Here is a 23,174-nt window from a genome sequence, read left to right on the forward strand (position 1 = left end):
GTAAGCAAGATTTAAATGTTGGAATCGTTATTTCAAGGAATGTTGATGCAATTTACTGAACAACAGCAGGAAAAACTTAATAAAGTTCAGTTGGATGAGTCATGGAAAATCTCTTTATCAGAATTTCTACTCAGTCAAAAAATGGATCATTTAAGAGAGTTCCTACAGCAACAGATCCTTGCTCAGAAAACAATTTATCCGCCTAGCAAGCAAATTTTCAATGCATTGAATACAACCCCGTTACAGGATGTAAAGGTCGTGATATTGGGTCAAGATCCATATCATGGCCCTAATCAAGCAAATGGTCTAAGCTTTTCTGTACAAAGAGGGGTTGCATTACCACCATCTTTGCGTAATATTTTTCATGAATTACATACTGATCTCACAGTGCCGATTTCCCGTCATGGGGATTTAAGTAAATGGGCTGCTCAAGGGGTATTGCTGTTGAACAGTGTACTCACTGTTGAGGCAGGACAGCCAACTTCTCATCAAAAACAAGGCTGGGAAGAATTTACTGATACTGTAATTGATGTGTTAAATGAACAGCGTGAGCATGTTGTGTTTATCTTATGGGGTGCTTATGCACAACGTAAAGGACAGCGCATTGATCGAAATAAACATCTTGTGTTAACGGCGGCTCATCCATCACCACTTGCTGCAAACAGAGGTGGTTTTTTTGGCTGTAAAGTATTTTCTAAAACAAATCATTATTTGAAACAACATGGCATTGAGCCAATAGACTGGCAACTGGACGCATAATGACTTCTCCCGATTTAAATAGTTATCACCCAGATTTAATTATCGAAAACGCTAAAAATGGTTGGCGTATTGTTCGTTTAAACCGACCAAAATCTTTGCATGCACTTGATGAGTCAATTGTGAGTGCTTTATTGAAAGTATTTGAATATTTTCATGAAGATGACAGTGTTAAAGCAATTTGGTTTGATTCAACCACACCAAAAGCATTTTGCGCGGGTGGTGATGTTCGTAAACTCCGTCAACTTGTCATTAATAATGAAGTAGATACCGCAAACAAGTTCTTTGAACAAGAATATGCGCTTGATTTATTGCTTCATAACTATGCTAAGCCAATCGTGGTTTGGGGTGAAGGTTATGTTATGGGTGGTGGTTTAGGCCTATTCATGGCTGCGCCATTTCGTCTGGTCACACCTTACTCACGTCTTGCAATGCCTGAAATCAATATTGGTCTCTATCCTGATGTAGGAGGAAGTCGTTTCCTTGCAGATCGTGGTCAAATTGGGCTGTTTACAGGTTTAACTGGTTCAATCATGACTGCAGCTGGTGCTTTTAGCATTGGTTGGGCAACTCATATTTGTGAAGCTCAGCGAGATAATGTTCTTCAAAAAGTTTTGAATGTGGATTGGAATCATTATCCTGCGGGTGCTTTCCGTGCAATCGATGATACTTTAAATAGTCTACATCGCCCTGTAGCATCAGGTCCGTTACAAAATTCAATCGATGTGATTCATAGCGTATGTCGTGGTCAAAGTTTTGAGTATGACTATCAAGCGATTATTGGTTTGAGTGATGCAAGTAGTGATTGGTTACGTCAGGCAAGTGAAAATCTGCAAAAAGGTTCCCCAAGTACTGCTGCGATTACATGGTTGCTATGGCAATGGGGTAAGCAAGGGCATGCTTGGGATGAAGTTTTTGCATTAGAATCACAAATCTCTGATTGGAAAATTCGTCATCCAGATTTTGTTGAGGGTGTCCGTGCACGTTTAGTTGATAAAGACTTATCACCAGAATGGAAAGCAGCGGAAAAGATTACATTAAAAGATATTTTATCTGATTGTGCTCCGGTAACTACGATTGATAGTTGGAATGCTTTATTAAGACAATATGGTGTTATTGCTTAAAATCGATGAGTATTGACGTCACAATTTCAGAAAACTTTAATGATGAATATTGGATGCAGCTTGCTTATGAGCAAGCTGCACTAGCTGCTTCGCAGGGAGAAATTCCTGTTGGAGCGGTGATAGTGAGTCAAGAGAAAGTTATTGGTGCTGGTTATAATACGCCAATTAAACAATCTGATCCTACCGCTCACGCTGAAATTCAAGCTTTACGTGCAGCCTGTCAATCATTGAATAACTATCGCTTACCAGACGATGCTGTACTGTATGTGACGCTTGAACCTTGTACGATGTGTGTTGGTGCACTCATTCATGCCCGTATCAAAAAAGTAGTGTTTGCTACAACAGAGCCTAAGGCTGGTTCGTTGGTCAGTGCTCGACAATTATTAGAAAATGGCTATTACAATCATAAATTCGTATTTGAACAAGGTTGTATGCAAGCTGAATGTTCATTGCAACTCAGTGCATTTTTCAAACAAAGACGAGATGAAAAAAAGAAAATTCGTTTATCAAAAACGTCCTTAAATGATTAAAAATGTCACTCTAGTTGTGGCAAACTAAGCCTCCAATGATTTTGGCTAGATCAAAAAGGCAAAGCTATGCGTAATGCAATCACCATAAAAAAAGAGTTTAATGCACCAATTTCTGAAGTTTTTGACTTATTGTCAAAACATGCAACTTATAATAAAGCATTTGCTCCTTTACAAGTTGTACGTGTAAAAGATTCTGCTGATCCTCAGCGTCCAGATGGAATCGGTTCAATTCGCCGTATGGGCTTTGGACCAGTCAAGCCTCTTCAAGAAGAAATTACATTACTAGAAGAGAATAAACGTATTGAATATAAATTGATTAATAATCCTTTGGTGAAACACCATCTCGGACAAATTGATTTTAAAGAAATCACACCGTTTATTACTTTAGTGACTTATAAGATTGAATTTACGGCAAAAGCACCTTTTGTAAGTAAATTAGTTCTTGCACAACTCAAAGCAGCGATTACACTAGGTTTTTCAAAATTAGCGAAGTCAGTTGCTTCATAAGAGATGGGAATGACAGTTCATATTATTACGATTGATGGTCCAAGTGGCTCTGGTAAAGGGACATTGGCAGCTAAAATTGCTGCGCATTATGGTTTTAATTTATTAGACTCAGGTGCTTTATATCGTTTACTTGGACTGTCGCTATTTCAGCGAGATCTACTGAATAAAATTCAAGAACAGTTAGTACAATGTGTTGATTTTGCAACCCATTTGGATATTGAGTTTAAATCAACAGATGTAGGCACGCTTATTTTTCTTGAGGGTGAGGACGTGACCAACACTATTCGTACTGAGCAAGTTGGTGAGTATGCCTCTAAAGTTGCAACTGTTCCTGAATTAAGACAAGCATTATTTGAGCGTCAGCGTGCATTTATTCAAGCACCTGGATTGGTTGCAGATGGTCGTGACATGGCGACAGCGATTTTTCCAGAGGCTCAAGCGAAAATCTACTTAACAGCATCGGCTGAATCTCGTGCAGAGCGACGTGTAAAACAGTTGCAGGGCATAGGTCTTGATGCTAAAATAAGCGACATTTTATCTAACATACAGGCTAGAGATAAAAGAGATATGGAGCGAACAGTTGCTCCGCTCAAGCCCGCTGAAGATGCGTATATCATTGATAGTTCTACAATAGGCATCAATGAAGTGTTTCAGTTGATGGTTGACTATATTAATAGCCGTATAAACTAGATACACAATTTTTTATCAGTTGAAGCATTGCTTGATCAGATCTTTTGGACAATGTAACAACTTAACTAAACCGGCCTTGTCTGATCCAAGACCGCGGACTTTATCAGGTATATCATGACCGAATCTTTTGCAGCCCTCTTTGAAGAAAGTGAATTAAACCTCAACGTTGAAAAGGGTGCAGTCATCCAAGGTACTGTTGTTAGTATCGATTCTGACTGGGTTACTGTTGACACTGGCCTTAAATCTGAAGGTGTTGTTGACCGTGCTGAATTTTTAAATGAACAACGTGAACTTGAAGTTCAAGTTGGCGATACTGTTGACGTAGTTGTTGAAGCGCTTGACAACGGTATGGGTCAAACAGTTTTATCACGTGAAAAAGCAAAACGTGCTGAAACTTGGACTAAACTTGAGAAAATCTTTGAAGACGGCGAAATCGTTACTGGTGTTATCTCTGGTAAGGTTAAAGGCGGTTTCACTGTTGACATCGGTCCTGTACGTGCATTCTTACCAGGTTCTTTAGTTGATACTCGTCCTATTCGTGACACAACTCACCTTGAAGGTAAAGAGTTAGAGTTCAAAGTAATCAAACTTGATGCTAAACGTAACAACGTTGTTGTATCTCGTCGTGCAGTTATGGAAGCTGAATCTTCAGCTGACCGTGAAGCATTACTTGCTCAACTTGAAGAAGGTCAAACAGTTACAGGTACTATCAAGAACCTTACTGATTACGGCGCGTTCGTTGATCTTGGTGGTATTGATGGTCTTCTACATATCACAGATATGGCTTGGAAGCGTATCAAGCATCCTTCAGAAGTTGTTGAAGTTGGTCAAGAAGTTACAGTTAAAGTACTTAAATTTGACCGCGAGCGTAACCGCGTATCTTTAGGTCTTAAGCAATTAGGCGAAGATCCATGGTTAGCGATCATGAGCCGTTACCCTAAAGGTTCTATCGTTAAAGCACGTGTCACTAACTTAACTGACTACGGTTGCTTCGCTGAAATCGCTGAAGGCGTTGAAGGCTTAGTACACGTTTCAGAAATGGACCACACAAACAAAAACATCCACCCATCTAAAGTTGTTCAGATCGGTGACGAAGTTGATGTTATGGTTCTTGAAGTTGACGAAGAACGTCGTCGTATTTCATTGGGTATCAAACAAACTCGTGCTAACCCATGGGAAGAGTTTGCTAAAGCAAATGAAAAAGGCGAAAAAGTTTCTGGTACGATCAAGTCAATCACTGACTTCGGTATCTTCATCGGTTTATCTGGTGGTATCGACGGTTTAGTACATTTATCTGACATTTCTTGGAACGAACAAGGCGAAGAAGCGATTCGTCGTTACAAGAAAGGTGACACAGTTGAAGCAGTTATCTTATCTGTAGACGCTGAAGGTAACCGTATCAGCCTTGGTATCAAGCAATTAAACAGCGATCCATTCAATGATTTCTTAGCTGCGAACGAACGCGGTGCTTTAGTTAAAGGTACTGTGACTGCTGTTGATGCTAAAGGTGCTACAGTTAAATTAGCTGATGACATCGAAGCAACGCTTAAAGCTTCTGAAATCAATCGTGACCGCGTTGAAGATGCGACTAAATTCTTAGAAGTTGGTCAAGAAGTTGAAGCGAAGATCATCAACGTTGATCGTAAATCTCGCTCTATCAACTTGTCTATCAAAGCGAAAGACGAAGCTGAAGAGAAAGAAGCTGTGAACAATGCTCGTCAAGCAGCAGCAGCTCAAGTTTCAGAAGCTAATGGTCCTAAGACTATTGGTGATTTGATTAAAGCTCAAATGAAGTAATTTGTTAAAAGGTACATTTCTTGTAACAGAGATGTACCTTTTTATACAAAAATACTGCAAACGGTAGCGTAGTATCGATGTACTGCGCTACCGTTTTGTATTTAAACAGGTTATTATTAAAATATTGAAAAGTCGCAATAATTAAAGAGGTCATCGATGACTACTGAAGCACTTAACAAATCTGATTTGATTGAACGGATTGCCCTTAAAAACCCTCATTTGGCAGAACCGTTGGTTGAAGATGCTGTTAAAATTATGATTGATCAAATGATTGAAGCACTTTCGAGTGGCGATCGTATTGAGATTCGTGGTTTTGGCAGTTTTGCATTACATCATCGTGAGCCACGTTTAGGGCGTAATCCTAAAACTGGTAAATCAGTTGATGTTGCAGCAAAAGCTGTCCCGCATTTCAAACCGGGTAAAGCACTTCGTGATGCAGTAAACGAGACTGTTGATTAATAAAAAATTGAGGTGTTTATGCGTTATATCTTAATTGCATTACTTTTTGCTCTATTTGGTTATTCGCTTGCCCTAGTTTTACAGAATCCAGCAGAATTAGAAGTGAACCTATTGTTTACTCAAGTTCCTGCTATGCGTTTAGGTTTATTGCTTTTATTGACATTGGCATTAGGTGTCGTTGTCGGTTTGCTTCTAGGTGTTCAAGTATTTCGAGTTTTCCAAACGAATTGGGAAATTAAACGATTACGTAAAGATATTGACCATCTTAGAAAAGAGCAGATCCAACTTGCTCAGCAAGCAGCCGCAGAAGCTGCTGCAAGCGTAAGGCATGAAAAAACTGTTTTAGATGTTTATCCGAATGATAAGATCTAATAGTTGAATTGCTATTTAGTATTGAAAAGGGCTATTTCACAATTGAAGTAGCCCTTTTAGTTTGTGATTAAAAAATACTTCATTAATTTTAATTTCATTTTTCAAGTTCAATTCAAGCTGATCCATAAATTGAGTAAAAGCATTAAAACTTTTTTCTACTACGATCAATGCTGTTTCATTCATTTCTCGCATTATTAGTATATTTTCAAAAACGTTTTCTTCATCGCCTATAGAATGTCCAGTTTCTTGCCTTAAATGTGTTTCACTACATATCTTATAAGTGCCGTCTGATTCTAGACCAAGCCTATTAATTCGTAAGATAGTTTACGGCTAGGTGACATGTCATCACACCAAATAAATCTAAGGGTGTTGGTAAGTTCTTGTTTATTGTTGAGCTCAAGCGTTTCTAGGTCATGCAAATACCAAGGCCAATGATTAGCATCTTCTTTACAGTGAACATTGATTGCTTCTTCATATTCATTCTGCGGAAAATTAAAGGGCAGTACATATTTATTTAAATCCGCAAAGCTCATGATAAAGTGAGCAAGATTGGGCAAGAATTTTAAGCGTTGTTGTATAGGTATTTCTTGATTTTTCAGAATCTTAAAAAATGATGGTGACTAAATTGATGCCTTTTTATGCCTATTGCAGTTTTAATCGTTTTCATTTTAACCTTATTCGTTTTTAATTTATTGTAAGATTAAAATTTAATCATATTTTACTATTTGGTATGTTTTAGTGTTGTTGTTGCAACTTAAATGAGCGAAGTAAAAATGTGTTGAATGAAATCTTACACTTAAATTAAAACCTATTTATAATAGCGACTTTGAATCAACTGGGAAGAAACGCTCTTGAGTATCATTGTTGCACTAGATGCAAAAAGCGAATATGACGCTTTAACGATTGTGGATCAGCTTGATCCTGCTTTATGTCGTGTCAAAGTGGGCAAAGAGCTTTTTACTCATGAAGGTCCAAGTGTTGTTAAAACCTTGCAAGATAAAGGTTTTGAAGTTTTTCTTGATTTAAAATTTCATGATATTCCGAATACAACAGCGCAAGCTGTCTGTGCTGCGGCAGATCTTGGCGTATGGATGGTGAATGTTCATGCTTCAGGTGGTCGTAAAATGATGGAAACTTGTGTTGAAAGACTCAAAGCAGGGAACTATCAGACTCAGCTCATTGCTGTTACTGTATTGACGTCAATGGGACGTGAAGACTTACATGATATCGGTTTGGATATCGAACCTGTAGAGCATGTAAAGCGCTTAGCTAAACTGACACAAGAAAGTGGTTTGGATGGCGTGGTTTGTTCTGCGCAAGAAGCAAAAATTCTTCGTGAAATGTTGAATGCTGATTTTGCATTAGTGACGCCAGGCATTCGTCCAGAAGGTTCAAATGCAGATGACCAAAAACGTATCGTTACGCCTAAACAAGCTATGCTTGATGGTTCGACGCATTTAGTAATTGGTCGTCCTATTACAAAGGCTGAACGTCCAACAGAAATGTTGAAGTCAATTTTGGCGTCTATCTAAGTTTATTTAGTTTATAAATACCTTAGAACTTGAGATTTAAGAATAGGCTGATTAATAAAGGCGCTAGAAGCGATAAAATTAATCCGCTCATCATTGCATGTGGTACGTAATGCGTGCCACATGACTGTTTAACCATCGCAAGGGTGACATCCATTGAGGTTGCTCCAGCACTCGAAATCGCTGAACGTGGAAAACGCCAACCGAGGCAGTACATAAGAAGAATGGCGAAAATTTCTCTGAAGAGGTCGGTTAATAAGGCAATCCCACCAAGTCGTGCTGAATGTAATTCTGTGAATAGAATTCCAGACATTGAGTACCAACCATATCCCTGAGCTAAAGCCATCATTTCATTCAGGGTATAATCATGAGATAGAATGAGATAATTGATGATTGCAGCCAGACAAGAACCGACAAAGGCTGCGGCAGGAACAAGTAGTACTCTCCAACTTAACCAACTACGATCAAATTGCGTAAAAGCAAGCTCAACACCGATTAGAAAGATAAACACGAGCAATAAATACCAACTATTAAATGCAATTTGTAGGTTAGATTGAGTCACTACTATTCCAAGTAAAATCCCTAATCCTAATGCTAGAAATGCTTTAGCGATATTCTTGAGTGCATTGATAAAGAGGTGTAATGAAATTTTTCCTTGTACACTTTGACGATCAATCAGTTTATAAGTAATTAGACAGATAAAGAAAGAACCAACTGATGTAGTAAATGCAATCAATAATGCAGGTGGTAATATTGCTGCTGGATCTGAGATATGATTCAAAGCTTGAGTCAGTTCAAATGCAACACTCATTAATAATAAATAAGAAAAATAGGGTAAGATTTTAAATATAAATTGTTTAATTCGCTGTGATAGTTTTGGGGCGAGAAAATAGCCTAAGCTTATTGAGATAAAAATTTGGAAGATAAGAACAAAAGATTGCATAAAAAAAGCAGGTTACGAATAACCTGCTTATTATGAAGAATTATTGATTAAGCTGCATTGTTTTTTGCATTTGTTGCTGTATGAATAAAATTATAGTCAGCGACATTTACTTTACGTGTTTCTAACCAATATTTCCAAGTATATGTTGGCCATAATGAGAAGTTTTTACCATCAGCTGCTTGATACCAACTGCTACATCCGCCTGCTTGCCAAACTGTTCCTTTGAGTTGTTCCTGCACACGATCATTAAATTGATCTTGTACCTGTTGTTTAATCTCAACAGCTTGAGATCCTGTTTTGTCCACAGTTTGAATCAATTGCAAGATATAGTTTACTTGAGATTCAATCATGAAAATAACAGAGTTATGACCTAAAATCGTATTTGGACCTAAGAGTTGGAATAGGTTAGGGAAGTTTTTCGTACTAATACCATAGTAGCTTTCCGCACCATCTTTCCAAGCTTGCTTAAGTTCGATTCCATTACGACCAACGCAATCGAAATGCTTTAAGTAAATGCGTGGATCGGTAATAAAGCCTGTACCATAAATCAAACAGTCAATCTGACGCTCTTTACCATCTTTGGTGATAATGCCGTTTGCTGTGATTTCTTGAACACCATCGGTAATTAATTCAACATTTTTACGATTGAATGTAGGGAAGTACTTATTTGAAATCAAAATACGCTTACAACCCATGACAAAATCAGGAGTCAGCTTTTTAGCTAATGCTTTGTCTTTCACTTGGAAGCGAATGAACGCTTCAGCAAGTTTTTGACCATATTTCATGATCTGTGGTTGTACGATAGGTACTACACGTGATTCGTTGGTCCAATACAAACGAGTACGATGAATTTGACGATAAATATTAGATGCTTTAAACAAAGACTTGCTTAATTGTGAATATTTACGTTCATCACGTGGAATGACCCATGCTGCGGTACGTTGGAATACATAAAGCTGTTTCACTTCTTGTGCAATCTCGGGGATATATTGAATTGCGCTACCACCCGTACCAATAGAAGCAACGGCTTTGCCTTCTAAGCTGTATTTGTGATCCCATTGTGAAGAATGGAAAACTTTGCCTTTAAATTTTTCAATGCCTTTTAAGTGAGGAATTTGTGGAACGTGTAGGGGACCAGAAGCAAAAATAACAAACTGAGCTTCAATGGATGGTTGATCTTTAAAATCTAATAACCAAACATTACGATTTTCGTCAAACTCAGCATGAGTAACTTCATGATTGAATTTGCAATAATCTTTTAATTTATATTGCTGAGTAATATCTTGAATATATTCAAAAATTTCATCAGCTTCAGCGTAACGTTTTGACCAATCTGTTTTGGGAGCAAACGAAAGTGAATACATGTGTGATTGAACATCGCACGCTGCGCCTGGGTATTGGTTTTCACGCCATGTGCCACCAACGTCATTGGTTTTTTCTAAAATTACAAAATCTTTGATTTGACTTTGTAATAGTCGAATAGACATTGCTAAACCACCAAAACCTGCACCGATAATTGCAACTTTGGTTTTTTGAATAGCATTTTGGGTTACATCACGCATAGTCCATGCCCTATACATCTAAATTTCGTGCAAGTTTAAAGGTTTTATGGAGATTAAATATGATTATATAGACGCAGAACTTGATCATTTCGGCAATTCATTTCTGTGTTTTTTTATAGTACAACATTAAGGTTTTGGGAACTGCATTCAGAATTATGAAGAGATCTATCCTCGGATTGATGTATTTAATTCAGGGCATGCGTCATGTCGGCATAGATGTAGATGCTCGTTTAGCAGATATGGGAATTCTCGCCGATGCTTTAGATCCGAATTCGATCATTGCTGATGAAATTGAATGGGACATCTTACAATATATTAGTCAGGATATTTCCCCAGAACAAGGTTTAGTGATTGGACAGCATTATGCACTTGCAGGGTATGGTCCATTCCTGATGCTACTTGTCACAAGTGATACTTTACATAACGCGCTATTAAATGGTGTGCGATTTCAGCAATTGACACATCTATTTGGTTCATTACAGCTAAATATTAAAAAAGATTACATTCATTTGCATTATCAACCAATTGATTTAAATACGCATTTAGGATTATTTCGTGCTCAATGTGAAATATCTGGTACATATAAATTTCTACAAGATATTTTTAAGATGATGGGGCTTGAAATTCCTGATATTCAAATAGAGCTACCATTTCAAATACCAAGAGAAATGGAATTAATAAAAGCTTATCAGCAATATTATGGCCTAGATGTTAAGTTTGAATGTCAGCAGGCTTCTTTCATTCTAAAAAACACTAAAATTTTAAATATTAAAATTCCATCTGCTGATGCGTTAACTTATCGTGTTTATGAAGAAAAATGCCTACAAGATCTGAATAAATTAGAACGAAGTACCCGTGCAAAGTTGACCATTTTAGAATATGTCGAGGAATATCTTGAAATGCAAAATGGTGTAATACCTACAATGTCTGAAACAGCATGTGCATTAAAGATTCCTGAGAGGACTTTAAGACATAAATTGCAGCAATTACAAACGAGTTATAAAGAAATTCGCGAAAGATTAATTAAGCAGAAGGCATTAAAATTTATTGAAGATAGTGCATATTCGATAGAACAAGTTGCAGAAATGCTCGGTTATTCTGAGCCTGCGGCGTTTAATCATGCTTTTAAACGCTGGTTTGGTCAAAGCCCACGCCAATATAATCGAAATCATTAAATGGTAAAAGAATGGTACATTATGATGTTTAAACTGCATGATAATTAAGCCTAAAATCTAATGTCTTTGGACTCAATGTTCGATATAATTTTCACCAATTAAAATTGTAATAACACCTTATGTCAAATTCTAAACCAGACTCACATAACACTTCATTTATGCCGATCTCACCTGCAGAGCGTTATGCTCAAGCAATTGAATCAGGTCAATTCATGCCAGATGAAGCTCAAGCTCAGGCAGTGCAAGAGTTAGATCGAGTATGGAAAGAGTTACTCACACGTTATAAAGCCTCAAAGAAAGCATTTAGACGTTTCCGTCGTCAAACCTACCCAAAAGGTGTTTATATGTGGGGTGGTGTAGGACGTGGGAAAACATGGTTGATGGATCAATTTTATGACTCAGTTCCATTTCGCCGTAAAACCCGCATGCATTTCCATCATTTTATGCAAAATGTGCATAAAGAATTGAATAAGCTTTCAGGTCAACGTAATCCATTAGATTCTGTTGCTGATCAGATTTATAAAAATGCGGTTGTCATTTGTTTTGATGAATTCTTTGTATCAAATGTCACTGATGCAATGATTATTAGCGATTTATTTCAAAAGTTATTTGAACGTGGCGTCACGTTGATTGCAACGTCTAATATTGCACCAGAAGGTTTATATAAAAATGGTATCCATCGTGACCGTTTTATGCCAACAATTGAATTAGTCCAGAAAAACTGTACGGTTCTGAATGTAGATGCTGGTGTTGATTATCGTTTACGTGTTTTGAAGCAGGCTCAATTATTCAAACATCCATTGAGTCATGATGCGCAATCATGGATGTATGAGCGTTTTCAAGCGCTGACACACACACAAACGCTTTCTAATACCCCAATTATGATTAATAACCGAATTGTAGAAACCTTGGGTCATACTGAAGATGTATTGTGGTGTGAATTTTCTGAGTTATGTTTTAAGCCACGTAGCCCTGCCGACTTTATTGAAATTGCTAATATTTATAATACGGTACTGGTGAGTAACGTACCACATTTAACGGATTTCCTTTCTGAAGGAACACGTCGTTTTATCTATTTAGTCGATGAGTTTTATGATCGTGGTGTGAAGCTGCTTTTAACCTCAGAAGATTCGATTATTGATCTCTATGAAGGTGAAAGATTAGCATTTGAAATTGAACGAACTCGTTCACGTTTATTGGAAATGCAATCGGATGATTATCTGCACTCAGAACATCGCCAAATTCAAGTTTCAAAAACCTCATAAATTTTAAGGGCATTCTAGGGAATGCCTTTTTTATAAATTCAGATAGACAAAGCTTTATTCTTAATTGAATTTTGTTATAACTAGATGAGTTTGAGAAAGCGAGTGTGTCGCAGAAATAGGGCTAGCTAGTACTTCATTTGGTTTTTGATGTTAATAAAAAGTATATTTGTCAATACTTAAACTAAGAAAATGCTTACTATTTAGCAATGTGATATTACTATTCAGGCTAGTATAAATCGGTATACTAGGTTTCTTGTTATAAAAAGTTAGCACCATCAGGAAAGACAATGACTGTACGTATTCAACAAGGCAAGCTAGCAATTGCTAAAGAACTTTACGATTTCATCGAAAATGAAGCTTTACCAGGTTCTGGTCTAGATAGTGAAACTTACTGGAAAAATTTCGAGCAAGTCGTTGTCGATCTTAGCCCAAAGAATAAAGCACTATTAGCGAAGCGTGATGAAATTCAAGCTAAGATTGATGAATGGCATCGTAATAATGAATTTGAGTTAAATGCATATAAAGCATTTTTAACTGAAATTGGTTACTTAGTACCAGAAGTTGCTGATTTCCAAGTAACGACTGAAAATGTAGATGAAGAAATTGCATTATTAGCTGGTCCTCAGCTTGTTGTACCAGTACGTAACGCACGCTATTGCTTAAATGCTGCGAATGCACGTTGGGGGTCATTATACGATGCACTTTACGGTACAGATGTAATTTCTGAAGAAAATGGTGCAGAGAAAGGTAAAGGCTATAATCCAGTCCGTGGCGATAAGGTAATTGCTTTCGCTAAAGATTTCCTTAATCAAACATTCCCACTTGCTCAAGGCTCTCATGCCGATGCAACTAAGTATGCAGTTGATCACAATCGTTTAGTTGTGACTTTAAAGGATGGTTCAACAACCTCTTTGGCTCATGAAGCTCAATTTGTTGGCTTTAATGGCGATGCTGCAAATCCAACTGAAATCGTTTTATTAAATAATGGTTTGCACGTTATTATCGATATCGATGCAAATAGCCCAATCGGTAAAACTGATGCGGCTGGCGTTAAAGATTTAACTCTAGAAGCTGCTATTACAACGATCCAAGATTTAGAAGATTCTGTTGCAGCTGTTGATGCAGAAGAGAAAGTTGAAGGCTATCGTAACTGGTTAGGTTTAATGAAAGGTGACTTGCAAGAGTCAATCGAGAAAAATGGTAAAACTATTACTCGTGCATTAAACAAAGACCGTACAGTTCAGAACTTAATTGGCGGTACTACAACGCTACATGGTCGTTCATTAATGCTTCTTCGTAACGTTGGTCATCTAATGACTAACCCAGCGATCCTTGTAGAAGGTGAAGAAGTATTTGAAGGTATCATGGATGCATTAGTTACTCCATTACTTACAATTACAGATATTCGTGGTGAAAACGAAAATAAGAACTCTCGTAAAGGTTCTATGTATATCGTTAAACCAAAAATGCATGGTCCAGAAGAAGTTGCATTTGCAGTTGAATTATTTGAGCGTGCAGAACAAGCACTTGGTCTACCTGCGAAAACACTCAAAATTGGTATCATGGATGAAGAACGCCGTACTTCAGTTAATTTGAAAAATTGTATCGCTGCTGCAAAAGACCGTACAATTTTCATTAACACAGGCTTCATGGATCGTACGGGTGATGAAATCCATACGTCTATGGAAGCAGCGCCAATGGTACGTAAAGAAGCTGTTAAAGCGCAAAAATGGATTGCTGCTTACGAAAACCGTAACGTTGCAATTGGTTTAGCATGTGGTTTACAAGGTAAAGCGCAAATTGGTAAAGGCATGTGGCCAAAACCAGATAGCATGAAAGATATGTTGGCGACTAAGACAGCTCATCCAAATGCGGGTGCTTCTTGTGCATGGGTTCCATCACCTACAGGCGCTGCACTTCATGCCATGCATTACCACCAAATCAATGTAAAAGCACGTCAAGATGAATTGCTTGCTGAATCAATGTTGTCTTTAGATGACTTGCTAACTCCTCCTTTTGCACCAGAAACAAACTGGACTGCTGAAGAGTTAAATAACGAACTTGAAAATAACTGTCAAGGTATCTTGGGTTATGTTGTACGTTGGGTTGATCTAGGTGTAGGTTGTTCTAAAGTTCCAGACATCAATAACGTTGGTTTAATGGAAGATCGTGCAACTTTACGTATTTCTTCTCAGCATGTTGCAAACTGGTTGCGTCACGGTATCGTAACGAAAGAACAAGTTGAAGAAGTGCTTAAACGTATGGCTGTGATTGTTGATCAGCAAAATGCCAATGATCCACTTTATACACCGATGGCACCAAACTTCGATGGTATCGCATTCCAAGCTGCTGCTGATTTGATCTTCAAAGGCGCTGAGCAACCATCTGGTTATACAGAGCCATTGTTACACGCTGCACGTTTAAAATTAAAAGGTTATACAGGTGACTAATCTCGATTAGTTACTTGAATCTTACAAAGACCTTTCAATTTGAAAGGTTTTTGTTTTTATATAAAAAGGAATGAAACTTGATCAAATTAGAAGTTTTTGAACATAAAGATGGTAGAAAAACTATTTATTATAGAGATGAAGATTATATTGCATTTCGAGTCGCTTATTTTGATTGTCATGGTAAATTGATTGAAGAAGAGCTTTCAGAGTTTACTAAGAAAAAACAAGTATTAACGACAGTTAGGTATTCTGGAGATTCACAAACAGTACTTGGATATAGGCAGTATTATTACTATGAGCAAGAGAGTCCAAATGAAAAAATTGTATTTGAAGACTATAAATTAGTTAATGGTGAATTAAAGAAAGTTTGTAAATTAACCTCTCAGTTGATCGAAGAAGGAGGCATAAAGAATCTAAAATGTACTTGGTATAATGGTAATGATGAATTTCTATATTATCATGTATATGAGGATGAAGATAATGGCGGTGATGTGAATAGGTTTTTATATCATTATGACCAAAATGGTAAAAAAATTGAGTATGGTAGTAGAGAACCTGAACTATATCGTTAAGATATGCCTTAAGCTTCACTAATATTTGATATTCATGTGTGCTAACTACAAACTAATAACATTAGAGCAATTAAAGCAGCTAGAGCTGCCACTTATTCCATTTGACTATATTGATGAGATTTATCCAAGTTATAAAACACCATTATTATTTAAATCTGAACATGGATTGGAGTGGCGAGAAGTATTATTTGGTTTAGTGCCGAAATGGGCAGAGGATATTAACAGCTCTAAACGTGCTTATAATGCTAGACATGAGACCATTTTTGAGAAACCAAGCTTTCAGGAGGCAGCTTATAAATGCAAGTTCGCTATAATTCCAGTCACTGAGTTTTATGAAAGTAAATATATTGAAAATAAACCACAACGATGGGGCGTACGGCGTAAAGATGGCAAAGCATTTTATATTGCAGCACTTTATGAAATTTGCAAAATCGAGAATGAAATTATTCGTTCCGCAGCGATGCTTACGATGGATGCAATAGACCATCCGATGATGAAAGAGTTTCACGAACCTGGTGATGTAAAACGATCAGTTGTCATCATTCCCCATGATCGTCTTGATGATTGGCTGAGTTTAAAACAACCACTTCAAATGATTCAATTTATGCAGGGATTTCCAGTAGAAGAGTTTGAATGTTCACATGTACCTAAGGCAAAAATAGCAAAACAAACACCTCAGTTAAATATGTTTGATCTTTTCTAAATAAAAAAGGTTTCTAACAAGAAACCTTTTTATATATTTTATTAATCAACGAGCAAGATTTTTAAACATATGTTTTAAAATTTCCATCGTCTTTTCGATTTGCAACGGCGTTAATCCATCAAATGATTGCTCTAAGATTACAGAAGTTAAATCATTAATTTTAGTGATCATTTCTTTACCCTTATCAGTAAGATAAACGCGGGTAATACGACCATCTTCTTTACATGAATAAGTTTCAATATATCCCTCATCTTTAAGGCGATATACGATCTTGGTCGTTGTAGACATTTTAGAAATCACCATGTCTGAAAGTTCAGAAACGCTTGCATGTGGCTTGACATTCAATGCAATTAAAATACGACGGCGAGAGTTGTCTAAACCATACTTCTTAAGTACGTTATCGATATTTTGAACGTACTGTGCATTTACTTGAGAAATCCAGAAATAAGGAAAGTCTTCTAAGTTAAATGTTTCTGATGTAGGTAAAAAACGCGCATATTTTTTAGGCATTAAGTTATTTCCTATGCTTGTTACACAGAGTTATTAGATGCAACTCCGAGATTCCATGAAATGTCTACAATTTATACGCTAGAAAAATGATGAAATCTAATTTTTCTAACATTCCGTTTATAACAAATCTTCCTAAAAATGGTTGTATAACCATCTTTGCTTAAGATAGGGGTATCATCATGTAAACTACATAAAACTGTTATTAATGATGGTCTTACCTATCCATTTTACCCCAATTGTATTTCTACAGTGTTGCATTGTAGCTTATTTGTAGAACAAATGTATTGTAGAAAATAAATACAAATTATGACGTGACTTTTTTCTAAAAGATTCTGTCTAAAATGTCATATAATCGTGAAATTATTACATTTGTAAAATAAAATAATTAAAAAAACAAATTAAATACATATATTTGAATTTAAAATTTGGTTAAAAATTAAAATTCATAGTGCTGCTAAAAAAGTTGAATAAATACATTCTTTATCACATTTAATCACTATTAGTTAACTAATCTGCTTAAAAAGAATACAAATGTAGTTTTATTATTTAATTTTATATTGTTAAAAAATAATTCATTGTAAAAAACTTCTACTTAGTTATGTCATTTATGGTTTATGTAAATAATTGTAAATTAAAAAGGCGCATCTCAATAGGATTGCAAATTTAGATGCGCAAAAGGGTAAAACTGTGAGTTTAGGGATTACATTCTCAATTCTTTTTCTAATACTGGCCATAATTTCTGATGTGATTTTTTGAACATCAGCATATGTCCAATTTGTTTGTAACCATATTGTTGTGGTTTCAATTCAATCAAATTGGTTTGAGCATTAGGATAAAGTCTGAGTAAATCTTTAACATTTACCTGTGTTGCGATTTCATCATCACTTGCCCAAATTGATGTAATCTGACAGACAATCTCTTGGTGATAATCAGCAAAAATACTTTTACCAATTGCATTCATGACATAACCAGGTTGACTGCAAAATTCAGCCCATTGTTTTGCTACATTTTTAGGTAAATTTTCACCCATACCAATAAATTGTGTTGCGCCGTATCCTTTAATAGCACTGGATACTGGAAAAATGACATTAAACATTAATGGAGCAAGAAGTTTAGTTTTTCCTTTTAAGCCTTTTACATAACCCGTTGAACCAGCGATTGCGACAACTTTAGCAACTTTTTGATGGTCAGGATTGATTCCAAGTAATTGACCACCAGCACTATGTCCCAAAATAATCACTTGTTTAGCTTGAGCGCGATTCAAGAGGGTTTCGATGGCTGCTGGGATATCTAATAAACCCCAATCATTGATACTGGCATTCGAATTTTTAAGTGGCCCATGTAAAGATTGACCTATTCCTCTAAAGTCAAAACTTAAGACCTTATAGCCTTGTTGATTTAACCATTCAGCAAATGAGTGATAAAAACCTTTGGTAATACCTGTTGCTGGACAAATTAGAATCGGAAATGGTTTAGTGGCATCACTTGCTGGATAATACTGTGCTGCAAGTTGGTAACCATCTTTACAACTGATCCAAAATGATTCAAATGTAGTCATTTGAGCAATACTCTTGTCTAGACATATTTCCAGTCTATACAAGTTCTAAAAAGAAACTCGTTTAAAAAATGACTTAAAAGTCAAATTTTATGTAATATAGCTATTTTGGGAAAAACCATTTGGGGAAAAGGGAATGTTAATTTTAACGAGTGCAACCAAATTGGCGATCATTTTTAGTGGAATATTTCTTTGGGTAGGGATGCTAACTGGCGTTTGGAAGTATTATCAAATTAGAAATACAGAGCTTGCACGCGCACATTATTATGTCGATATTGCACATCGCAGTAGTTTGCTTTATGCCGCTGCAAGTTTAATCTTGGCTGCATTAAGTTATTTTACAAGTTTATCGGATAGTTTGAGTCTATTTTGCGTTGTGGCGAATTTATTCTTTTTCTCAATGTCGATTTTGGTCTATATCATTCATGGAATGTTAAAAGATACAACGAATCAGTTTAAGCAACCGCATAAGTTAGGGCAGTGGTCGATTCCAAGATGGTGTATGACATTTTTAATGTTGAATTTAATAATAGTCGAATTAGGTGCTACAGCAGTATTATTATTAGGAACAATCTTAAAATTTACCAGTTAGAAAAATGGATGATTACTCATCCATTTCTTATATTAAAAATTCTTTTGGCGCTCAGCACTTATCTGTCGAAACTTTCGATCAATAATCCCCCACGTACAAAAGGCTAAAGACACGATTAAAGCGTATGCAAAATATTCAGGTTTTAAGTTACCCTTAATAGTGCCTTGCAATAACAGCGTCGCCATTAAGGCAAATGTCGTAATTGCATATACGATGGAATCATTGGTCTTTAGAGTGTCAATGAAGACTTGCTTGTTGAAATGTAATGAGAACATCTCCATCCCTCCTTGAGTAGTGATGACAAAACCTAATCGTTTTTGTCAGAATTAATATTAAAGTTGTACTTTGATTTTTTCAGTATTTCAATAGCTAATTTGACTATTTTTTAAATAAATTCACGAATGTATTGATTTCTATGTAGATTGAATATTTTTTGGGTGTATTGAGGTTATTTTTATTATGAATAGTAGTGTGATTTTTTTACAATTTGAAAAAGTTGCTGAAAAGATGCTTTTGTGACTCAGATCAAATACAGTGTGAATAATACGGGTAGAGGTAGATACAAATAAGATAAAAAATAATTTGTCGTAAACAAAAAATGTAAGTTGGATAAAAGAACATTTTTTGTATAGCTAAAATTATGTTTGGGTAAAACATCATTTTAACGACAAATCATTTTAATTTTGAGAAGCAGTATTGCTAGAGAATCGATCTACAGCAATTGCGATAACGAGTACAACCAATGAAGGCAATAACCAAGCAAGGTTCTGTTCATTCAACGGTAAATTATTAATGAATTTAGGGAGTTGTTCAGAGAATCCAGCCGCTTTGAGTGCTTCGATAATGCCAAAAAGAAAAGCAACAGCAGTAACAGAGCTCACGACAGTTGAAGGTTTATTCCAATATTTCCAGAAGAAACTCATCATAATCACAACAATCGCTGGTGGATAAATTGCACTTAACACTGGAACAGAGAATGCAATTAGTTTTGTTAAACCTAAATTAGAAATTAATAATGAAAATCCAATTAAGATAAAAACTAATAATTTATACGGTAAGCCTGTTAATTCAGTGAAGTATTCTGCGCATGCACAGGTAAGGCCAATTGCAGTTACCGTACAGGCTAGAAAAATCAAACCAGCTAAAAACAACGAACCTAGATCACCGAAAGCGTGTTGTACATAAGCATGCAGAATCACAGCACCATTCGCCGCATTCGCCGCAACTTCATGGCTACCTAATCCAAGTTTAAATAGGCTGATATATACTAGTGTTAAACCTACGCCAGCAATTAAACTCGCGATAATCGCATATTTGGTGATTAGCTTTGAATCTGTCACTCCACGAGACTGAATCGCTTGAATAATCACAATACCGAAGACTAAAGCACCCAAAGTATCCATAGTTAAATAGCCGTTTACGAAGCCTTCAGAAACAGGACTAGTCACATACTTATGGATTGGTGGAGAAATATAGCCAGTAGGGATAAGGATTGCTGCAATACCAAGAACCGCTAGAGCAGCAATTTTTAAAGGAGCTAAGACGTGACCTACTGTATCTAACAATTTATTCGGATAAAGCGAGATCGCAGTGACAAGTGTAAAATAAATAACACTATAAATCATTAGGCTGCTATTTGATGTACCAAAATATGGAGCAAATCCTATTTCATAAGAAACAGTTGCAGTACGTGGTGTGGCAAATAATGGTCCAACAGACAAATAACAAACAATCGTGAGGAGTAGGCTAAAAAAGCGTCCAAGTGGTGAGCTGATAATCTCAATAGAGCCTTGCATACGAGACAAAGCCATAATGGTAATTACAGGTAGACCGACTGCTGTAATTAAGAATCCAAAAGCAGCGAGCCAAACATGCTCACCTGCTTGTTGTGCAACAATAGGGGGGAAGATAATATTGCCAGCACCGATGAAGAGTGCAAAGGTCATAAAACCAAGGGCAACAATATCTCCTGTACGAAGATGGTTCATAAAAGGGAGGTATAAAATAAAAGTGCGGATTCTAGAACAAAATTGTAGTCATTTGAAACTAATTTTATGTGAAATTTAGTTTATTTTTGTCTAATAAGAACTGATTAAAATCATATGATTAGCATTGGTAAACTTAATTTATTGAAAAGATTTTAAAAGTAAAAAATATAGCCCTTTATACTTTTTTACTATGATGCTGATTGAAATTAAATGTAAAATAATAACAACCGTTCAATCTTAAAACGATTGAAGATTTCTGTACGACAGCGTACAACTGTTGAAATACGAGATGCAGTACAAAAATGAATCTGCATGTTGCATTAACCTATATTTAAATAAGGAAAATCTCGAATGAGAGCTTCTACTGTGACGATTAAATCTGAGCAAGATATTGAGAAATTACGTATCTCAGGACGTTTAGCGGCACAAGTATTAGAAATGATTGGTGATTATATTAAGCCTGGCGTTTCAACTGAATATTTAGACGATATTTGCAACGACTATATCGTAAATACGTTGCAGGTGATTCCAGCCAATGTGGGCTATCACGGTTTTACCAAGACGACATGTATCTCAGTCAATGAAGAAGTGTGTCATGCAATTCCTTCCGCGAAGAAAATTTTGCAAGAAGGCGATATATTAAATATTGATGTTGCTGTAATCAAAGATGGTTATTTTGGGGATACCAGCCGCATGTATTTTGTGGGTGAGCCGAGTCCAGAAGCCAAGAAACTGGTGGAAACGACTTATGAAGCCATGCTTGCAGGGATTCATACGGTGAAACCGGGTGCGACACTCGGTGATATTGGTTATGCAATTCAATCCGTTGCGCAACGTGAAGGTTATAGTATCGTCCGAGAATATTGCGGTCATGGTATTGGTCGTATCTATCATGAACAGCCAAATATTTTGCATTATGGTCAAAAAGGACAAGGCATGACTTTGAAAAAGGGCATGGTATTTACGATTGAACCGATGGTGAATGCTGGTAAACGACATGTGAAAGAACTGAATGACGGATGGACTGTGGTGACACAAGATAAGTCCTTATCAGCGCAATGGGAACATATGGTTGTTGTTACTGATGATGGTTTTGAGTTGTTAACGCCTTGGCCAAATGGAACAGGACACTATCCAGCGGTGTAATGTATTTTAAAAAGAGCTTGAATGATTCAAGCTCTTTTTTTATTCGGTGATTCTGTTAATTGTTCTACTAAATAATCGATAAAGACTCGTACAGCGGGTAATAGCCCTCTACGTGACGGATAAACGGCATGGAAAATACCATGTGGGGCAGTCCATTCAGGTAAAACTTTGACCAATTGCCCTGATTTTGTGAAATCTTGTGCAATACTATCTGGTAATAAAGCAATTCCACAATTTTGACTTGCCAATTCCGCGAGCATCAACAAATTCGAACCCATAATGACAGGATTTACTTTAATTTTCTTTTGTTGATTTTCAGGTCCAAATAATAAAAAGTGTTGATCTAGGTGTTCTTCAGACATACTGATAATACGATGCTCAGATAATTGTTCTGGCGTTGTTAAATGACCGAATTCATTTAAATAAGCTTGACTAGCAAATAGACGTTGCTCAATTGCTGTAAACTGACGCAAAACTAAATTAGGGTCATCGTCTAGCTTAGAGCGAACACGTAAGGCGAGATCAACGCCTTCGTTGATTACATCAATTCTGCGATTGCTTACCATCATTTGAACCCGAACTTCAGGGTACTTCTTTAAAAAGTTCGGTAATATTTTCGCCATTTGATTTTGTGCAATATCAACAGGAACACTGACTTTAATTACACCACGAGGTTCACTACTTAAGTGATTGACAACATCATGTGCAGCTTGAGCAGCATTCATCATCACTTGAGCGTGACGATAAACATCCATACCAATATCAGTAACGGCAAAGTGTCGTGAACTACGTTGAATTAAGCGTACACCCAGCTGTTCTTCGAGATTGTAAACTCTGCGACTTAATTTGGATTTAGGAATATCAGTTGCTCTTTCAGCCGCACTAAAACCACCATGTTCGACAACAAGGGCAAAGCAATAAAAATCATCTAAATCCGTTAGCATTACGC

Annotated in this window: 24 protein-coding genes; 16 read left to right on the forward strand and 8 right to left on the reverse strand. The window is 36.5% G+C overall.

All coding sequences use genetic code 11. The annotated features are described in order from the left end of the window. Positions 1-45 precede the first annotated feature (45 nt). The 8 genes from ung to O1449_RS07015 all read left to right on the forward strand — a co-directional run bounded on the left by ung (position 46) and on the right by O1449_RS07015 (position 6,235). On the forward strand, positions 46-759 hold the full coding sequence (gene ung / locus O1449_RS06980) for a uracil-DNA glycosylase (RefSeq protein ID WP_046738869.1): 714 nt from the start codon (positions 46-48) through the stop codon (positions 757-759). Beyond that, complete coding sequence (locus tag O1449_RS06985) at positions 756-1,880, forward strand: enoyl-CoA hydratase/isomerase family protein (RefSeq protein ID WP_269239679.1); 1,125 nt, start codon at positions 756-758, stop codon at positions 1,878-1,880. The genes ung and O1449_RS06985 overlap by 4 nt, the downstream gene beginning before the upstream one ends. 5 nt (positions 1,881-1,885) lie before the next feature. Further along, positions 1,886-2,410: a tRNA adenosine(34) deaminase TadA gene (gene tadA, locus O1449_RS06990; RefSeq protein ID WP_269239548.1), complete on the forward strand. Its 525-nt coding sequence runs from the start codon at positions 1,886-1,888 to the stop codon at positions 2,408-2,410. A gap of 66 nt (positions 2,411-2,476) precedes the next feature. Beyond that, positions 2,477-2,917: an SRPBCC family protein gene (locus tag O1449_RS06995; protein WP_269239549.1), complete on the forward strand. Its 441-nt coding sequence runs from the start codon at positions 2,477-2,479 to the stop codon at positions 2,915-2,917. A gap of 9 nt (positions 2,918-2,926) precedes the next feature. After that, positions 2,927-3,607 carry a (d)CMP kinase gene (gene cmk / locus O1449_RS07000; protein ID WP_269239550.1) on the forward strand — a complete coding sequence of 227 codons (681 nt, stop codon included), beginning with the start codon at positions 2,927-2,929 and terminating at the stop codon, positions 3,605-3,607. Positions 3,608-3,721: 114 nt separating this feature from the next. Next, entirely contained in the window at positions 3,722-5,404 is a 1,683-nt protein-coding gene (rpsA, locus tag O1449_RS07005; protein ID WP_005159935.1) for a 30S ribosomal protein S1, read from the forward strand. 156 nt (positions 5,405-5,560) lie between these two features. Continuing rightward, entirely contained in the window at positions 5,561-5,863 is a 303-nt protein-coding gene (locus tag O1449_RS07010; RefSeq protein ID WP_005216452.1) for an integration host factor subunit beta, read from the forward strand. A gap of 18 nt (positions 5,864-5,881) precedes the next feature. Then, positions 5,882-6,235: a lipopolysaccharide assembly protein LapA domain-containing protein gene (locus tag O1449_RS07015; protein ID WP_269228094.1), complete on the forward strand. Its 354-nt coding sequence runs from the start codon at positions 5,882-5,884 to the stop codon at positions 6,233-6,235. 293 nt (positions 6,236-6,528) lie between these two features. On the opposite strand, the gene O1449_RS07020 is transcribed toward O1449_RS07015, so the two are convergent. Continuing rightward, positions 6,529-6,768: a hypothetical protein gene (locus tag O1449_RS07020; protein WP_269239551.1), complete on the reverse strand. Its 240-nt coding sequence runs from the start codon at positions 6,766-6,768 to the stop codon at positions 6,529-6,531. A gap of 318 nt (positions 6,769-7,086) precedes the next feature. Between O1449_RS07020 and pyrF the strand changes: the two genes are divergently transcribed. After that, the gene (pyrF, locus tag O1449_RS07025) at positions 7,087-7,767 is read left to right on the forward strand and encodes an orotidine-5'-phosphate decarboxylase (RefSeq protein ID WP_269239552.1); all 681 of its coding nucleotides are present in this window, start codon (positions 7,087-7,089) and stop codon (positions 7,765-7,767) included. Between the two features lie 22 nt (positions 7,768-7,789). On the opposite strand, the gene O1449_RS07030 is transcribed toward pyrF, so the two are convergent. Continuing rightward, positions 7,790-8,707 (reverse strand): lysine exporter LysO family protein, encoded by a 918-nt coding sequence (locus O1449_RS07030; protein WP_269239553.1) that lies wholly within the window; start codon positions 8,705-8,707, stop codon positions 7,790-7,792. Between the two features lie 47 nt (positions 8,708-8,754). Then, positions 8,755-10,269 (reverse strand): flavin-containing monooxygenase, encoded by a 1,515-nt coding sequence (locus tag O1449_RS07035; protein WP_269239554.1) that lies wholly within the window; start codon positions 10,267-10,269, stop codon positions 8,755-8,757. Positions 10,270-10,424: 155 nt separating this feature from the next. On the opposite strand from O1449_RS07035, the gene O1449_RS07040 reads away from it, so the two are divergent. From O1449_RS07040 to O1449_RS07060, 5 genes are all read left to right on the forward strand, one after another. After that, complete coding sequence (locus O1449_RS07040; RefSeq protein WP_269239555.1) at positions 10,425-11,444, forward strand: helix-turn-helix transcriptional regulator; 1,020 nt, start codon at positions 10,425-10,427, stop codon at positions 11,442-11,444. Positions 11,445-11,563: 119 nt separating this feature from the next. Next, a complete protein-coding gene (zapE, locus tag O1449_RS07045) occupies positions 11,564-12,709 on the forward strand; it encodes a cell division protein ZapE (RefSeq protein ID WP_269239556.1) in 1,146 nt (381 codons plus the stop codon). A gap of 287 nt (positions 12,710-12,996) precedes the next feature. Beyond that, complete coding sequence (locus tag O1449_RS07050) at positions 12,997-15,159, forward strand: malate synthase G (protein WP_269239557.1); 2,163 nt, start codon at positions 12,997-12,999, stop codon at positions 15,157-15,159. 77 nt (positions 15,160-15,236) lie between these two features. Further along, positions 15,237-15,731 (forward strand): hypothetical protein, encoded by a 495-nt coding sequence (locus O1449_RS07055; protein WP_269239558.1) that lies wholly within the window; start codon positions 15,237-15,239, stop codon positions 15,729-15,731. A gap of 34 nt (positions 15,732-15,765) precedes the next feature. Beyond that, complete coding sequence (locus O1449_RS07060; RefSeq protein ID WP_269239559.1) at positions 15,766-16,434, forward strand: SOS response-associated peptidase; 669 nt, start codon at positions 15,766-15,768, stop codon at positions 16,432-16,434. Between the two features lie 45 nt (positions 16,435-16,479). On the opposite strand, the gene O1449_RS07065 is transcribed toward O1449_RS07060, so the two are convergent. Together O1449_RS07065 and O1449_RS07070 are read right to left on the reverse strand one after the other, a co-directional pair. Next, positions 16,480-16,944, reverse strand: coding sequence for a MarR family winged helix-turn-helix transcriptional regulator (locus O1449_RS07065; RefSeq protein WP_269239560.1), 465 nt, complete (start codon positions 16,942-16,944; stop codon positions 16,480-16,482). A gap of 700 nt (positions 16,945-17,644) precedes the next feature. Further along, positions 17,645-18,502 carry an alpha/beta hydrolase family protein gene (locus O1449_RS07070; protein ID WP_269239561.1) on the reverse strand — a complete coding sequence of 286 codons (858 nt, stop codon included), beginning with the start codon at positions 18,500-18,502 and terminating at the stop codon, positions 17,645-17,647. A gap of 133 nt (positions 18,503-18,635) precedes the next feature. On the opposite strand from O1449_RS07070, the gene O1449_RS07075 reads away from it, so the two are divergent. Continuing rightward, positions 18,636-19,091 (forward strand): hypothetical protein, encoded by a 456-nt coding sequence (locus tag O1449_RS07075; RefSeq protein WP_005216430.1) that lies wholly within the window; start codon positions 18,636-18,638, stop codon positions 19,089-19,091. A 32-nt stretch (positions 19,092-19,123) separates the two neighbouring features. Here the strand turns inward: O1449_RS07075 and O1449_RS07080 are convergent, their stop codons facing one another. Both O1449_RS07080 and brnQ read right to left on the reverse strand, forming a co-directional pair. Next, positions 19,124-19,366, reverse strand: coding sequence for a hypothetical protein (locus O1449_RS07080; protein WP_005159983.1), 243 nt, complete (start codon positions 19,364-19,366; stop codon positions 19,124-19,126). Positions 19,367-19,768: 402 nt separating this feature from the next. Next, positions 19,769-21,079 (reverse strand): branched-chain amino acid transport system II carrier protein, encoded by a 1,311-nt coding sequence (brnQ, locus tag O1449_RS07085; protein WP_269228087.1) that lies wholly within the window; start codon positions 21,077-21,079, stop codon positions 19,769-19,771. A gap of 351 nt (positions 21,080-21,430) precedes the next feature. Between brnQ and map the strand changes: the two genes are divergently transcribed. Continuing rightward, complete coding sequence (map, locus tag O1449_RS07090) at positions 21,431-22,225, forward strand: type I methionyl aminopeptidase (protein WP_005216427.1); 795 nt, start codon at positions 21,431-21,433, stop codon at positions 22,223-22,225. Between the two features lie 26 nt (positions 22,226-22,251). On the opposite strand, the gene O1449_RS07095 is transcribed toward map, so the two are convergent. Continuing rightward, positions 22,252-23,169 (reverse strand): LysR family transcriptional regulator, encoded by a 918-nt coding sequence (locus O1449_RS07095; RefSeq protein WP_269239562.1) that lies wholly within the window; start codon positions 23,167-23,169, stop codon positions 22,252-22,254. Between the last annotated feature and the right edge of the window lie 5 nt (positions 23,170-23,174).

Source organism: Acinetobacter sp. TR3 (genome assembly GCF_027105055.1).
GTDB lineage: Bacteria > Pseudomonadota > Gammaproteobacteria > Pseudomonadales > Moraxellaceae > Acinetobacter.